The organism is Ruegeria sp. F5, assembly GCF_056533845.1.
Genome location: NZ_JBQFOU010000013.1, coordinates 1 through 14603 on the forward strand (window position 1 = coordinate 1; position 14603 = coordinate 14603).

14 protein-coding genes are annotated in these 14603 nt (G+C 54.1%); 9 read left to right on the forward strand and 5 right to left on the reverse strand.

Translation table 11 applies throughout. From position 1 onward, the window contains the following. Positions 1 to 289: 289 nt before the first annotated feature. Complete coding sequence (locus ACR0K1_RS17935) at positions 290 to 532, reverse strand: hypothetical protein (RefSeq protein WP_480851394.1); 243 nt, start codon at positions 530 to 532, stop codon at positions 290 to 292. Positions 533 to 1093: 561 nt separating this feature from the next. On the opposite strand from ACR0K1_RS17935, the gene ACR0K1_RS17940 reads away from it, so the two are divergent. From ACR0K1_RS17940 to ACR0K1_RS17960, 5 genes are all read left to right on the forward strand, one after another. Beyond that, positions 1094 to 1615 carry an EF-hand domain-containing protein gene (locus ACR0K1_RS17940; protein ID WP_480851395.1) on the forward strand — a complete coding sequence of 174 codons (522 nt, stop codon included), beginning with the start codon at positions 1094 to 1096 and terminating at the stop codon, positions 1613 to 1615. Positions 1616 to 1827: 212 nt separating this feature from the next. Continuing rightward, a complete protein-coding gene (locus tag ACR0K1_RS17945; RefSeq protein WP_480851396.1) occupies positions 1828 to 2892 on the forward strand; it encodes a P-loop NTPase family protein in 1065 nt (354 codons plus the stop codon). Continuing rightward, positions 2889 to 4418 carry an ABC transporter transmembrane domain-containing protein gene (locus tag ACR0K1_RS17950; protein WP_480851397.1) on the forward strand — a complete coding sequence of 510 codons (1530 nt, stop codon included), beginning with the start codon at positions 2889 to 2891 and terminating at the stop codon, positions 4416 to 4418. The genes ACR0K1_RS17945 and ACR0K1_RS17950 overlap by 4 nt, the downstream gene beginning before the upstream one ends. 1 nt (position 4419) lies before the next feature. Then, the gene (locus ACR0K1_RS17955; protein WP_480851398.1) at positions 4420 to 6003 is read left to right on the forward strand and encodes a sensor histidine kinase; all 1584 of its coding nucleotides are present in this window, start codon (positions 4420 to 4422) and stop codon (positions 6001 to 6003) included. A gap of 99 nt (positions 6004 to 6102) precedes the next feature. Beyond that, complete coding sequence (locus ACR0K1_RS17960; RefSeq protein WP_480851399.1) at positions 6103 to 6774, forward strand: response regulator transcription factor; 672 nt, start codon at positions 6103 to 6105, stop codon at positions 6772 to 6774. Between the two features lie 226 nt (positions 6775 to 7000). On the opposite strand, the gene ACR0K1_RS17965 is transcribed toward ACR0K1_RS17960, so the two are convergent. Further along, the gene (locus tag ACR0K1_RS17965; RefSeq protein WP_480851400.1) at positions 7001 to 7750 is read right to left on the reverse strand and encodes a 2OG-Fe(II) oxygenase; all 750 of its coding nucleotides are present in this window, start codon (positions 7748 to 7750) and stop codon (positions 7001 to 7003) included. Beyond that, positions 7747 to 8520 carry a methylated-DNA--[protein]-cysteine S-methyltransferase gene (locus tag ACR0K1_RS17970; RefSeq protein WP_480851401.1) on the reverse strand — a complete coding sequence of 258 codons (774 nt, stop codon included), beginning with the start codon at positions 8518 to 8520 and terminating at the stop codon, positions 7747 to 7749. Before ACR0K1_RS17970 ends, ACR0K1_RS17965 begins: the two co-directional genes overlap by 4 nt. A gap of 223 nt (positions 8521 to 8743) precedes the next feature. On the opposite strand from ACR0K1_RS17970, the gene ACR0K1_RS17975 reads away from it, so the two are divergent. Further along, positions 8744 to 9496: an SDR family oxidoreductase gene (locus ACR0K1_RS17975; protein ID WP_480851402.1), complete on the forward strand. Its 753-nt coding sequence runs from the start codon at positions 8744 to 8746 to the stop codon at positions 9494 to 9496. 104 nt (positions 9497 to 9600) lie between these two features. Here the strand turns inward: ACR0K1_RS17975 and ACR0K1_RS17980 are convergent, their stop codons facing one another. After that, positions 9601 to 9924 carry an antibiotic biosynthesis monooxygenase family protein gene (locus tag ACR0K1_RS17980; RefSeq protein ID WP_480611177.1) on the reverse strand — a complete coding sequence of 108 codons (324 nt, stop codon included), beginning with the start codon at positions 9922 to 9924 and terminating at the stop codon, positions 9601 to 9603. A 47-nt stretch (positions 9925 to 9971) separates the two neighbouring features. Between ACR0K1_RS17980 and ACR0K1_RS17985 the strand changes: the two genes are divergently transcribed. The 3 genes from ACR0K1_RS17985 (at position 9972) to ACR0K1_RS17995 (ending at position 13559) form a co-directional block, all read left to right on the forward strand. Then, positions 9972 to 10736 (forward strand): helix-turn-helix transcriptional regulator, encoded by a 765-nt coding sequence (locus ACR0K1_RS17985; protein ID WP_480851403.1) that lies wholly within the window; start codon positions 9972 to 9974, stop codon positions 10734 to 10736. Between the two features lie 495 nt (positions 10737 to 11231). Continuing rightward, on the forward strand, positions 11232 to 11654 hold the full coding sequence (locus ACR0K1_RS17990; protein WP_480851476.1) for a LysR substrate-binding domain-containing protein: 423 nt from the start codon (positions 11232 to 11234) through the stop codon (positions 11652 to 11654). A gap of 345 nt (positions 11655 to 11999) precedes the next feature. After that, complete coding sequence (locus ACR0K1_RS17995) at positions 12000 to 13559, forward strand: class I adenylate-forming enzyme family protein (RefSeq protein WP_480851404.1); 1560 nt, start codon at positions 12000 to 12002, stop codon at positions 13557 to 13559. A 356-nt stretch (positions 13560 to 13915) separates the two neighbouring features. Here the strand turns inward: ACR0K1_RS17995 and ACR0K1_RS18000 are convergent, their stop codons facing one another. After that, positions 13916 to 14470 (reverse strand): cupin domain-containing protein, encoded by a 555-nt coding sequence (locus ACR0K1_RS18000; RefSeq protein WP_480615795.1) that lies wholly within the window; start codon positions 14468 to 14470, stop codon positions 13916 to 13918. Positions 14471 to 14603: the final 133 nt, after the last annotated feature.

Here is a 14603-nt window from a genome sequence, read left to right on the forward strand (position 1 = left end):
AAACAGGCCGGACAGACGAAGGTACTGACAAAATACCCGCAAACATCACCAAAAAACTCTTGCAATGCAGGAGCCACCCACAGATGCCGTTGGCCTCCTATCAAGTTTCTGCGGCCGCAGCCCACATAGCTGTCGTTCACTTCGCCTGCTAAACTTTGGTGATGGCCAAGGTCTCAAGAGCGGACTTAGTTGCCATTTGGAAAATCAGATGGTTTCCCCAACTACTGGTATCCGTCTGGGTCATTAGGGATGAGAAGCAATGTGCCTTCAAACGCGTCGAGGTCATCAGTCATTTGCAGCCACTGCAACTTGCTTTGGTTGTTGACGTGAAAAGTCGGTTTGAAATCTTCCGGGTTTTCGAGCGACGCAGCATAATGGTGCATACCACCCGGATAGTGATCGGCTTCAAATCCAACGGGTGACCCGCACGTCCCGCAAAAGCGCCTAAAACGCCTTTGGAGCTTTCGTAAGTGCGGGGTTTATCACCGGTCCACTGAAATTTTTCTATCGGCACACCGAACCATGCGACCACCGGTGCGGCACAATTCCGACGGCAGTCATCGCAGTGGCAATAGCACGCCCATGTTTGATCACCCCGATAGACCCAGCTTGTTTTTTACACAGACAATACCCACGCGTCGCCATTCGATTTTTCTCCAAACCACTAGGAACATAGGACGCAGGCGGATATTGAGATGGATATTATTGGACGTTTCATCAGCGGAAAACGTTGGAGCTCAGGGTCAAGTTGAGCTCGTTGCAGACCCAGGACCTGACACAGCATACACCCCTGCCCCAATTCACTCTACCTATTCAACTGGCCCAAAAGCCGACCTTGAAAACGTCTTTCGGTTGCCGCAACGGCACCCTAAAAGCGAAAATTTGTGCGAGACATCACTCTTTACTGGTATCGCAATACCCAAATTGAGACCAAACCTGCTCGAAAACAGCTCGAGCTAGACGACGCTCACTCCCTCTATGTCGTCGATTGCCAACACATGACCTCGCTCCAAACGTCAACTGGCAAAAATACTAGAGGTTGTCATCTGACGTTCATCCGCAAAATAATAGCGCTTCATCTGAGCGCGCTACCTTGTCCTACTGGGATAGAAACGCGTTGGTTCTTAAAGAACAATCGTCGGTTAAAGGGATATCTTTGTTGTTGGATCGACGCGAGGCGGTGAAGTGCAGAAAAAGAACATTCCGCCATAGGTTCTGTTCGTTCATTTTCGCCATTACCCTGATGGTCAGCATTGGTCTATCGGACATGGCCACTGCACAGACAGCGAGCTTTCGATCTATCGATACAAACTCTGACGGCGTTCTTAGTTTCAATGAACTTGTGGCTGCCTTCGGGGAAGCAGGCGCGCGCAGGTTGATTGACGATATCGACCGAAATGGTGACAGCCGCATTACGATCAGGGAATTGCGGCAAAGCTCGGACAGGAAGAATGAAGATCGAGACGGACGTGAAGATCGGGGAAATCGGAAAGGAGGGGAGCGAAACGACGACAATGGCGGCTCTGGCGGAAAGGGTGGCGGTGACGACCGTGATGATGACGGTGGAGATGACAACGGGAACGACGATGGGGATGATGACGGCGATGACGACTGATCATCGACCAGCCGTCGTTGGGTGCTAAGCTCAATCCCTGCATCTCTGCCTGCTCAGAATATTGGGGCCGCTACGAATCTAAGTTCCCGCCCAGACAACGCGTTCATCTGCTGTTCATTCAATCGCACCACATCCCGTCATGCACCTTTGCAACCTTTCTCACACGGTGCTGACAAGATGAAACCATGGACACGTCAGCCACGGAGCAAAGCATGACACAGTTTTCCCCAATCCCCATAAGTGCTTGCGAAACCGCAAAATGGGCATTCACAACCCGCCGCGTTGTTCGGTCGGATGTTTACGGCCTCAACACTCAGACGAGCAGTGCAAAAGCAGGCGATCTGATCCTCTGCGAGATCGTCGAGATCGGGCACCACAAGAAAATACAGCTCGCCGAGCGGCGAGTTTCGACCAGCTATCCAGGCGATTTTGTGGTACTGTGCCTGGGTGATCGCTATGCGCCGGATCAATTCCTTGCCAGTGCTGTTGTCGACGATGATCTCATTGATCTGGTTGCGGGTGGTGGTGTAGCGGGCCGGGTGGATGCCGCGCATATCCGCATGGAAGAACCAACGCGGCTGAAGCCCCTCGGGCTTCTGACCAACGCCAAAGATCAAGTGATCAATATCGTGGATTATGCCCTGCCACAATTGCCCGCCAATGACCGGGTAACCGTAATCGGCGTATTTGGGGCATCGATGAACTCCGGAAAGACAACCGCTGCTTCAAGCCTGGGCCATGGCTTGATGCGCGCGGGGTATTCTGTGGCAGGTGTAAAAGCCACAGGCACCGGCGCCTTCGGCGATTTCAACAGTTTTGAGGATGCAGGCGCGGTTGCGCTTGATTTTACGGATGTAGGAATGGCGACAACCTATCGGATGTCTTTGGAGAAGATCGAAACGGGCTTTGACACGCTTATAGCTACAGCCGCATCGCGAGGGGCCGAAGTGGTGGTTGTAGAAATCGCAGACGGCGTGTTCCAACAGGAAACACGCGCAATCCTTAAATCCTCGCGCATTCGGGATCGTCTGGATGGCATCCTGTTTGCAGCGCCAGACGCGCTGAGCGCATTGGGCGGTATTACTGTGCTGAGACGGGTTGGGCTAAGCCCATTTGCGATTTCCGGGCGGGTAAGTTGCTCACCCCTCGCTTCAGCCGAAGCGTTTGAAGCCACCGGGTGCCCGATCCTGTCGCGTGAAGATCTTTGGTCGCCTGCAATGATCGCACAACATGTTGCCCCTCTGATGCGGCATGAACCAGAGAACGTGGCCGCATGACCCCCTTCCCCAGGTTGGCCACACGGGACCGCATCATCGATGCGGTCCTCGTGGTATCAAGCGGCGTCGTTCAGGCGATAGCCCTGGCAATGGCCGCCCTCGCAACACGGGGCGCGTTTGAAGCGATCCACGCGGGTCGTGCGCCCGCCCACGAGATCCTATGGCAATTGGCCGCCTCCGGTGTGATCGCTGCCGTGTGTCTATTCCTTTCACGATATCGTGCGGAAGCGCTTGGCCAGAGCTATGCAATATCATTGCGGCGCGCGCTCTATCAGCAAATCGCACAACTTCCCAAATCACGCCACGAGAGACGCCGGGTTGGCGCGTTATCTTTACGGTTTGTTGGTGATCTTTCGGCGGCCCGCCTGTGGTTTGGGCGCGGTTTGCCGAGTGTCTGCGCGGCAGCAGTCGTTATCCCGGGCGCGGCAGCCATTTTGTACTACCTTCACCCCGCTCTTGCGGTCAGTGGAATGACAGTACTTGGTCTGACGCTGCTGCTGGTGGCAGCGATAGCCTGGCATCTTGAGTATCGCCACCGAATACTGCGCCGCCGCCGGGCCAACATTGCGATCTCCATGACCGAGCGGATTGCGATTGCCCCCGAGCTCGATCTTATGGGCCGGACAAACCGTGAATTGCAAAAGCTGGACGCGCAGGGTGTATCGCTTCGCAACGATGCGCTTGCGCGCCGTGGCATTGTAGCGGGCCTTCAAATAATCCTGCAATTGGGTGTGGTGTTCGCAGGTCTGTTGATGCTTTGGCGGGCCGGCGGAACAGGCATCGCACCTGCAACCGTTGCAGCTTGTCTTGCAGTGATGGCGTTGATCGCGCTGCCTCTACAACACCTCGCCAGCGCATGGGATTATCACTGCGCCTGGCAAGTCGCGCGTGAGAAATCTCAACGGCTTCTTTCAGAGCCAACGGTAAAAAGAAGAATCGCAAATCAGACCAATACCATGGGAATTGACGTCACCGGAGAGCTTGACGGAACGCCTGTTACATTTGTTGCCCGACCGAACAGCGTCTCGGAGCTGAGGGGGCCAAATGCCAGCAGGCTCGCGCGATGTATCGCGGGATTTGACACTCATGAGGGCATCGCAGTTCGCTATGGTGATCAGCAAGTCCCGCCAAAACTCGCTTTTATCGGAGACACTCATATCGGGCTTCAGGGCAGTTTGCGCCGATCCGTAACCTTGATGTGCAGGAAACGCCCCAGTGACCGCAGGATCGCGAAGGTACTGCGGCAATTGGGTCTATCCGACCTGCTTATGGCCCCCGAAGGGCTCGACCAGCGCGTCGCGGAAAACGGTCACGGGTTGACATCTGATCAGACTTTGCGTCTGGATCTTGCCCGCGCCGTACTGGGCAAGGCCGAAGTCGTAGTGATTGCCTCGATCAGATGGATTGCCTGCCTACATCAGGTGGCTGAACTGCTTGCAACGTTTCAAAAACTTTCCTCGGCAACGATCGTATTGGCCGACGGCTCCGCCCCCTCTAAAATGCATGAGATTTCAAAGGTCATTTGATATGCGCTCATCCACCCTGTTCGGAATATACGCCGCTGTACTTGTCGGGTTTCTGGGCGGGCTTGCGTGGTTGACCCTTTACAGTCTGGAAAAAACCCGCTGGTGGGATGCCCGGATACTGTTGGCCCAGGAGTCCTATGGGCTCCATCTCCGGCTAGAAGCAGACCTTTATCGTCTGTTCAAACAGCATGGGGACGCGCTGCTGATCGGGGATCGGGATGACGGCGCCCGGGAAGCGGAACTACAGGTCAAAATCGCGCAAACTCTTGAAGACATTCGCGATGTCATTGCTCGTGAAATCCAAATGGTTGGTGACGAGGAAATCGAAGAACTGGAACTGCTAGATCAAATTGAGGACGATATCGAATCTGTGAACGCAGCCATTGCCAGTCTCACAGCAGAAGGCAGCCCGATTGAAACATTTGTTCGCATCGAACGTCTGGCAGCCCTTCTGGACGGAGATATCGACGACGAACTGGACCGAAAAATCAAGTCCGCGCTCGACGAGGAAATCGAGGAAGTCGAAGACGTTCTGACCGAGGCCACAGCTTTCAGGGAATGGAACAAGCGATTGGTCTACATGATTGTCGCGGCTGCAATCGGAGTGCTTCTGGTCGCCCTTATGTCGTTTAATCGCCAGATCAGAAAGCCATTGATCCGACTTGCTGAAGCCATTGGCCACCTTCGCAGGGCCGATTATTCCGAGCCTGTGAACCTGGGTGGCAGCCGTGAGTTCAGGGAGCTTGGCGTGGTTCTGAACGGCATGGCCGAAGGATTGGCTGCGCGCGAAGCCAGCCGCGCGGAACAAAAAAGACAGCTCGAGCAAACTGTCGCGGCAAGAACGTCCGAGCTTCAGCAGCTCATTGATAAACTCGAGACTGGGGAAAAGAACCGAAAGCAACTGATGGCCGATATAAGTCACGAATTGCGCACACCGTTGGCGATCATACTTGGAGAGGCCGATGTAACATTAAGGACATCTGACAAACTGTCAGTAGAGGTCTCGGATTCCCTCGCCCGTATCCGGGATTCTGCAAAACACACCAATCAGATTGTCGACGATATGCTGACCGTCGCCCGGTTCGAGGCGGGCCAGCTTCGCCTTGATCGCAGGAAGACCGACCTGCGAAAGATATTGCACGATGCGGTCGCCATGTTCCCTGATCCGGTTCAGGTCGTAACACCCGCGGACAAAGTTCTCGCCTCCGTTGACGAAGTCCGCCTGCGCCAGTCCTTGCTTGCGCTGCTGCAGAACGCCCGACGCTATGGCGGCCCTGCGATTGAGGCCAAGCTGGATGAAGGCCTCGCCTTTTGCTCGATTGCGGTCGAAGATGATGGGCCAGGGTTGAGCGCCGCAGAAAAGTCCCAGGCATTCAATCGTTTCTACCGAGGTTCGAACGCGTCGGGCCAGGGGATCGAGGGCAGCGGTCTTGGCCTTCCGGTCGTTAAGTCAATCGTCGAAGCCCATGGTGGAACCGTTGATCTGCAAGACCGTCGAGAGGGTGGTTTGAAAATTGTCTTAACACTGCCCAAAGGCCCACGGATGAAAGTTGTGCAACCTGATACGTGGCGAGAGACGGGCTGATGTTGTTTTGTATATCTGAATTTCTGTTTCCAGAACCGATGCGGCCATACTCCTTTTGTCATTGTGATGGATAGAAGCACCAAGTGAATTGAGGGTGACATGAATATTCTAATTGTGGAAGACGAGGTACGCGTTGCCGATTTCATCCGTCGTGGTTTGTCTGCAGAAGGCTGGACTGTCGATCATGCCTCAAGCGGGGAAGATGCACTGGAATACGCGGCTACCGGAGAATACGATGTCATCCTTTTGGATCTGATGCTGCCGGGAATTCAAGGGCAGGATGTCTGCCGTAAACTGCGTGCCCGTAAATCGAAAATCCCAATCCTGATGCTGACAGCGCTTGACAGCCCCGAAGAACGGATCGAAGGGCTGAAAATCGGCGCTGACGACTATCTTCCGAAACCCTTTGATTTCGACGAACTCATCGCGCGCGTTGAGGCCCTGCACCGGCGTGCCAACAATTATGCCAGCGATCTTGGGGGGTCCGTCATAACATGTGGAACCCTAAGCTTCGACCGGCGCTCCCTTCACGTATCCGTAGCTGGCGAAGAGGTGCAACTGTCCAAAAAAGAACGCGATCTTCTTCTGCTATTTCTGACCAATGTGGGTAGGGTTCTGTCCCGAGAGCGCATCCTCAACTCCGTATGGGGCATGAGCGAAGATCCATTAACCAACGTCGTCGACGTTTACGTTGGCCGCCTAAGGCGCAAAATCGGAGCAGAAGGTCAACGGATCGTAACGCTCAGAAATGTTGGGTATAGGATGAGTTGACAAACACACTGAAAACTCTGTCTGTAGGTCTAGATGACCTCGGCGAATTCGGAATTCTAGAAAATAGTCATTCCGGCCTCATACCGGTCATCCGACTTGTCCTGCAACGCCGCAGTGCAGCTTCGCCAAAACGGACATTGACCAGCAATCAGAGATTTATCGCCGCCTTGAAATCAGAGCCCGATTTTCTGCGCGATTATGGCTTCAGCCCACCACGATGCTCCGTTCACTTTGCGTCGTGAAAAATGATGCCAAGTGTGTGGCGATGCCCTTCCTCTAGGCGTGAAACCCCATGTCGCATCGTGACGCGATAATCCCCACGCGCACCATTGACTGGTCGCGTGTTCACCGCAAAAATTACTGCATCACCTTGGCCAAGTGAGACAACCTGCGGGCGGCTCTGCATTCGCGGTCGCTGTTCTGTCAATACGAACTCACCACCCCTGAAATCACGCCCGGGCTCCGAAAGCAGGCAAGCGACTTGAAGAGGAAAGAACAGGTCCCCATACAGGTCTTGGTGGAGGCAATTGAAGTCGCCTTCCACATATTGAAGTAGCAAGGGGGTTGGACGCTCCTGCCCACTTATATGGCACATATCCAGATAATCGGAGTGCATTTCTGGGTACTGAATGCCCGTCCCCATTCGCTCAGCCCATGTGTTGGCGATCGGCGCGAGCCGAGCATAGAGCTTGCTTCGAAGCTGACTGATAACACCAGGCAACGGGTAGGAATAGTACTTGTACTCTCCTTGCCCAAAGCCGTGACGCTTCATGTGAATATGGCTGCGAAAGATGTCCTCTTCGTTGTATTGCCTAGCGATCGCCGTGCATTCATCTCTACTGAGCAGTGAAGTCAGTACGGCGCATCCGTCACGGTCAAGCTGCTCGTGAATGGCCGCCCAGTCGTATTGGGCCACCCGCTGTTCCGGTCTACCAACCATTTGTTCGCCCAATTCATGAGTTTTGTGCTTGTTCATGCCGCAGCCTCCAACTGAAGGAGTTGCTCTTTCCGCCCTAATCCCCATCTGAATCCTTTGGATGTACCGTCGGCACGTACAACCCGATGGCACGGCACCAGTACCGCAAAGCGGTTGGCTCCACAGGCCGCTCCGACGGCGCGGGCTGCGTTCGGCTTCCCTATGGCGTTGGCAATCTGGGAATAGGTTGCGGTCTGGCCAGCAGGAATTCTTCTGAGCGCATTCCAGACGTTCTTCTGGAAACGCGTGCCCTGAAAATCCAAGGGGATTGCATGAGATGATTTCGGGTTTTCAACGATCGCAATCACGTTCGATATGATCCGCATGGCTGCGTGGTCGGCCTGTAACTCAACAGTATTGATGTACTGGGCACAGAACGCTTCGCGCAAGGTGTCTGGACTATCTCCGAGCTCAACCGACATCACGGCGCGTGGCCCAATTGCAACCAAGCAGTATCCAATTGCGGTCTTCTCGATCGCGTATCCGACAAGTTCTTCGTGTGGTTTTCGAGGCGCTGGAATACCACCGCAGCGCTTGCATGCCCTGAAGCCGGCAGCTTCTGCCTGTTCCGTCCCATCAAAGAAAGTGGTGTTTTCCCGCTTTGGCAGTCTCGAGGGACAAGAAGGGCGGCAATAGACGCCGGAAGTTCGGACCGCATAGACAAAACGACCGTCAAGAGTGGCGTCGTTGTCTTTGACCGCGTTCCATCTGTCATCATCGCTCAATGCGAATTCAAGTGACTGCGGAAAATCTGATGTGTGCATCGTCATCGGACAAATCTCCATTAGTTTCTGATTGGGGCGGTGTTTGGGACCCAGCTTCCGTCTCAGGTCAAACTCGCCTCGTCTGCCTTAGGGATATGTTTGCTCTTCGAGCCTCACGACCCGTTTCTTGCGCTTCCCGAAGGCCTGTGGATCGGAAGCGCATGAAACGGGTCGTTCCGACATTGGCACACAGTTATCTCTCGCTCGAAAGTTCAGAACTGGAGATACTATGCTACTTGAGAACAAAACCGTGATCATCACAGGTGCGAGCAGTGGAATTGGCGAGGCGGCGGCTACGCTTTTTGCCGCAAGCGGCGCCAATGTCGTGCTTGGCGCCCGGAGGGAAAACCGTTTGGCTGGCCTCAGCAACCAGATTCGCGACAGCGGCGGAAGAGCGGCTTATCTGGCGGGAGATGTCGCTGATGATACCTACGCGGAAGAGTTAGTTGAATTGGCGGAAGCTGAATTCGGCGGGCTTGATGCAGCCTTCAATAACGCCGGTGTCATAGGAGAAATGGGACCGATTTCAGAAATGACAAACGCCAATTGGGACAATGTCATCGAAACCAACCTGACCAGTGCGTTTCATGCGGCAAAGCATCAGATTCCGGCACTGAACAAGCGGGGTGGTGGCTCAATCGTGCTCACATCAACATTTGTTGGGCACACAATCGGTCTGCCAGGCATGGCGGCTTATGCCGCTTCGAAAGCGGGTCTTATTGGGCTGACACAGGTTCTAGCCGTAGAACATGGTGCAGAGAACATTCGTGTAAACGCTCTCTTGCCGGGCGGAACAAAAACCGAAATGGCGGGCGACGATCCCGAGGCGCACGAGTGGGTCGCCAGCATTCATGCTCTTAAACGTATGGCGGAAGCAGAGGAAATCGCGAAGGCCGCCATGTTCCTGATCTCAGATCAGTCCTCTTTCATTACGGGCAGCGCCATGACTGCTGACGGTGGCAACTCCATAACGAAAGGTTAGAAGCGCAATCCACGGCTCGGCATTGACCGGGCCGTGGGCTGATAAGTCTCTGGAAGCTCTGTTTCCTTATTGGTTGAATGGCATGAAGTTTTCTCGGTTTTACGCTACTTGCTTCCTGCCGATAGAACGCTGAGATGTGAGACGCCGTCATGAGGGTTCTCAGGGTCGAACTCCATGAGGGTGAAGTACGCTCCGCATACCGCCGACTGCTCTGCCTTACCCATGGCTTCACGTGCATGTTGATCGGTTTCCCAACGCACGATGTCCGCGTACTTGCCGCCCCCCGTTCGGACGAGATCGTGGGATACGTAGCCAGGCTGCAGAGCAAGAAATTCTTCACGCATCTTTTCAGCGCCCGCTATCAAGTCTGCTTCTGTTTTGCCCACCACGAGTTTGATCTCGGCCATTTCAATCACTTGCTCACTCATGAATCTCTCCTTGTATTTGAGGTCGCAAAACAGTCTTATGGACAAATATGACATTATATGTCGTATTTGATAATGTGAAAAAGTCGACCACATTTTCCCGCCTCCAGCGCCTGGATTTACTCGCAGCAAGGTTAAAAACAGACGACGCCTTAATTGTGCGTGAATTGGCGGCTGAACTCGGGGTGAGTGGAAGAACTCTTGGGCGCGACATCGAACTCCTCAGAGACCGCGGTCTTCCAATTGAAGCGGATCGTGGGCGAGGCGGCGGTGTTCGGCTGCATTGGAGCTGGGGCATCGGGCGGATCAACCTCAGCTACCAAGAGGCCGTTGATCTCTTAGTAAGCCTTGCGGTCATAGAGCGTTTGCAGTCGCCAATCCTCTTGGCAAACCTAACACCGATCCGCAGGAAATTGATGGCGTCGTTTTCCCCGAAATCATCTCATGAGATCAACCGATTGAAATCACGTATACTCATTGGGGAGACAGCTTCACTCTTTGTGCAGGCCAACATAGCTCAACAGGAGTCTTCGGGTGTCGAGAGATTGCACCAGGCTTTCCTGACATGCCACTCGATCGAGATCGAATACGTTGATGTAGAAGGAGAAAGAACGACAAGGGAAATTGAGCCGCATTATCTGCTGCTCAGCTATCCGGTGTGGTATGTGCTCGCTTGGGATCAGGACAAGGACCAACCGCGCACTTTTCGATGCGATCGAATTCGGTCAGCGAGAATAACACATTCAAAGTTCCAGGTGCGGGCTCGGGTTGATTTCAAACAGAGTCTGGAGGGACACGACTTTAACATTCCATAGATATGCGTGGCTTCCAGCGGAAATGGAGGCCCTTCAAAACAGCGGGAAGGTTGGTCTTCGGCGCAGCACGGAAGAAAAGGTACAGAACTGAGCTGTCGAACACGGCCAATTCCTGCCAATTGGCAAGGTGCAAAACTGCTGCGTCCGCAGGACGCAAAATTGACCTTGGCCACGGTACTGGAACTGCTTGGTGGGAAAGGCCGCCATTTTGCTAAGGCCGGCTTGGTGCAGTATACGCCTTCCAAGTGATGAATGAGACAGCCAAGAACAAAATGCCAATAAGTACAAAAGTGCTAATACTCTGCTCAGCCTGCGGACCGTCTGGAAATGCCATCCGAAATAGGCCAGCAAAAAGCGACATCCTATTCTCAAACAGATCGGGCTCGCGGCACCGCGGCTTGAGATCGACGTTGTCGCAGCAAATGACATACGAGACATCAGCGGCGTGAGGCAGATATTGCAATTCGGCATGTTCGCCCAACACAGCCGGACCTGATTGCAAAGCTCGTGGCAGAAGCGACGGCACATTTTTACGCTGCCCGTTCGTACCTCGAACAGGTTGGACGACCAAGAAATGAAGAAGAAATTGCCAAGTTGGATTTCGTCGGTTTTGGAGACATTGACACGATGATTGGATTTCTCAATCCGGCTGGCATCGAAGTAACCCGCAAGAGTTTTCGGATCGGGTCGCAGAGCGGGGTAGTGTCATGGGAGCTTGTGCGCCAAGGTTTCGGCATTAGTGTTATGTCAGACGATGTGGCAGCCCTGACACCTGGTGTGGAGCGTGTTCTGCCCGAACACGAGCCATTCAAGTTTCCTATCTGGTTGGCCACACACTCTGAGTTACAAACAGCGCGAAGGATCAGGTTGGCATTCGATCAGCTTGCAGACCATCTCGGCACGCGAACAATTCTCTGAACCTGAGGTCGTCTGATGTCACGAACTGGTGTCTGCTTCGGGCTCTGCTGCGGACCTCGTGCAGACGCAGCACTGGCCCCTGCCCCGTTTTCCACGATACGTCTAACGGCCCAAAGCCGTCTTTGAGCGTCGCCAACTGATGCTGCGAAGCGGCCCGTCGAACCCACCGTTCGCTGCGTACGCGAAATTTGTAGGCAGTTGCGCCCACGGTGTCGAACAAAGAAATTAAGTGTGGCGTAGTCGTCCGTCGCTCGTTCTGACTTAGAATTTTGCACAGGTCGAGACCTTCTGCGACTGCGCAGTGTAGACTACAACTTGGAACAGGTTGGATTTAAGGAGAAGTACATGCCGGTAGCTGGGCCGCCGCTATCTGCATCGGCGGATTTGACAAACTTGCTTGGCGAGAGTTTGTCAGCAAACCCCGACGGCATCGCGCTTTTTGCGTTGGATGGAGCTCTAACTTGGCGAGAGATTGAGGCCGCCTGTACCCGGCTTGCTCGGAGTTATCTGAACCTGGGGCTGATGCCGGGGGACCGTGTGGCATCGATCATGCCGAACCGAGCAGCGCTGGTGATCCACTATCTGGCATGCATGCGAGCAGGTTTGGTGGCGATGCCGCTCAACTATCGGTATTCAGCTGCGGATATTGATTATGCGCTTCGTTTGGCAACTCCGGCCGCGCTTTTGGTGCATAGTGAGCGCGCCCATGATATTTCCGCGGTCACCGGCATATCGCAATTGCCTGTGGGGGTGATAGCCCATGAAGGCAAACTGGACGGCGCATTTGTCTTTGAGAACCTTATGGACACTGAATGTGAAGAAGCGCTGCCCGAAGTTCATGCGGAAGCTCCGGCATTCATTTTTTTCACCTCCGGAACCACTGGTAAACCGAAAGGAGTAACGCATAGCCACGCCAGTATGGGGAGTATGGCGGCGAGCAATGCCCAAGGGTTGGGACTTGGCCCTCAGGACGTGGTGCTGCCAGCTTCGTGGATTTCTCATACCGCAGGGCTGCGGCTTACGTTTGCGGGGCTTTGGTCCGGTGCCAAAACGAATGTCGCACGGAGTTTTACCCCTGACGAGCTTTTGGGGTTGTTGCGAAAGACACGACCGACAGTTGCGCAAATCCTACCTGCGCCGTTGGCTTCATTGCTTACGGCGCCCGGCGCAGTACGAGAGGATTTTTCTTCTCTGAAAACGATGATGGCGGGAGGCGACAAACCCTCGCAAACGGTGGTCAAAGCGTTCGACGCGCTGGCTGGTGTGCCGATTGGATCATTCTACGGGATGACGGAGATGGGAACGTCGCATTCCAACACGCATGGAGGCGCTGAAAAGACTGGAGCGGTGGGACAGAACAATCCGGGATATGTCTCTGAGCTTCGCAATGAGGCCGGGGAGGAGGTCCCCGCAGGGGTTGATGGTCGGCACTGGGTGAAAAGTCCAAGCATGATGACCGAGTATTGGAAAAATTTGGAGGCGACTGCATCGGCCTTTCGGGACGGTTGGTTCGACACCGGTGATCTGATGCAGCGAGATGCGGATGGCTATTTTTGGTTCCGGGGGCGCCAGAAACAGATCATCGTGCATGATGGCTCGAATATCAGCCCGGCAGAGGTTGAAGATGCGTTAACACTGCATCCAGCCGTAGCGGCAGCAGTGGTGGTTGGGGTGCGCGACGAGATGCATGGCGAAGATGTTTGGGCATTCGTGAGTCTAGCCGAAGGCGTCGCATCAGTTAGCGCCAGTGAAGTAATTGACTTCGCGCGGGAGCGGATTGGTTACAAAGCGCCAGATGTAGTTAAGGTATTGAATACGCTTCCGTTAACAATGGGTGGCAAGCTTGATAGGATGGCGCTAAAACGATTGGCCGCAGAAGAAAGCGGTCCCGCGCATGTGATGTAAAACTCTAAATGGCCGGGGGCAGTCGCAGCCGATTCCCCGCTATTCTCTGCGGGAAAGATTGGGCGATGTCTTGGGTACCAAGCACCGAATGCTGCATCGTAAACCAATGGCCTATGCCCGCCAACGGCCCAGAGCCGACTTTGAGCACTTCGTTGGAGATCGCAGCCGCAGCCCGCATTCCGGCCATTCGCTGCACGCGCGAAATCTAAAAAGCCCGCCGACGGGGATCGCGTGAGAAAGGCGACAAACGGCCATGATCGTGAATTTCGATTTCATTTCTACATTCTGAGTTGGATGTCGAATTTGACCATCCAAAGATATATTGAAGCGCTCACAAAAGAGCTTCTGGGATTCAGTCAGAACGACGAAGGAGTGCATGCGCTAATGACTTTGCAGGGTGCGTCTCCAGCGTTTCGAAACCTGTGTGGCAATATGCTTGAGAAGTAGTACGCGTCCCCGGGGCCCAGAACCCTGGACTGCCCATCTACTGTGACTTCAAGACGGCCCTCTATCACAACCGCACATTCCTCACCTTCGTGCGACAGTACAGATCGACCCGAGTCGGCACCGACATCGTACTCTTCTATGAGCATCTGTAGTTTTCTGTCTCGGCGCTCTCCTGCGACAAGCAAATAGGAGACACCAGGTGATCCCAAGTCGCGCATTCTTTCGTGCGGGTAAAAAAACGACTCCTCGTTTTGCAATTCAAAACTGAAGAAAAAGCCCAAATTGACGTCTATCGAGGCAAGGATCTTCTTTAGCAACGCCACAGATGGTTGGGTCGAACCGCTTTCGATTTGAGAAATCGTCCCGCTACCGACTCCCGCGCGTTTGGCCATTTCACGTTGACTGAGGCCCTTGGTCGTCCGAATCAACTTTAGACGACGGGCAGTTTCGAGATCTGATGACAAAACCGTTACTCTAGTGCTTTCTTGCTTTGGATCGAAAGCATTCTAGGGGCGCGACGATTTTTTTCAATAACTTACAGATTAAAAAAAAGCCGGGTGTGCGGAAGGTCTGAACTCTGCAAGGATCTGTCATCAA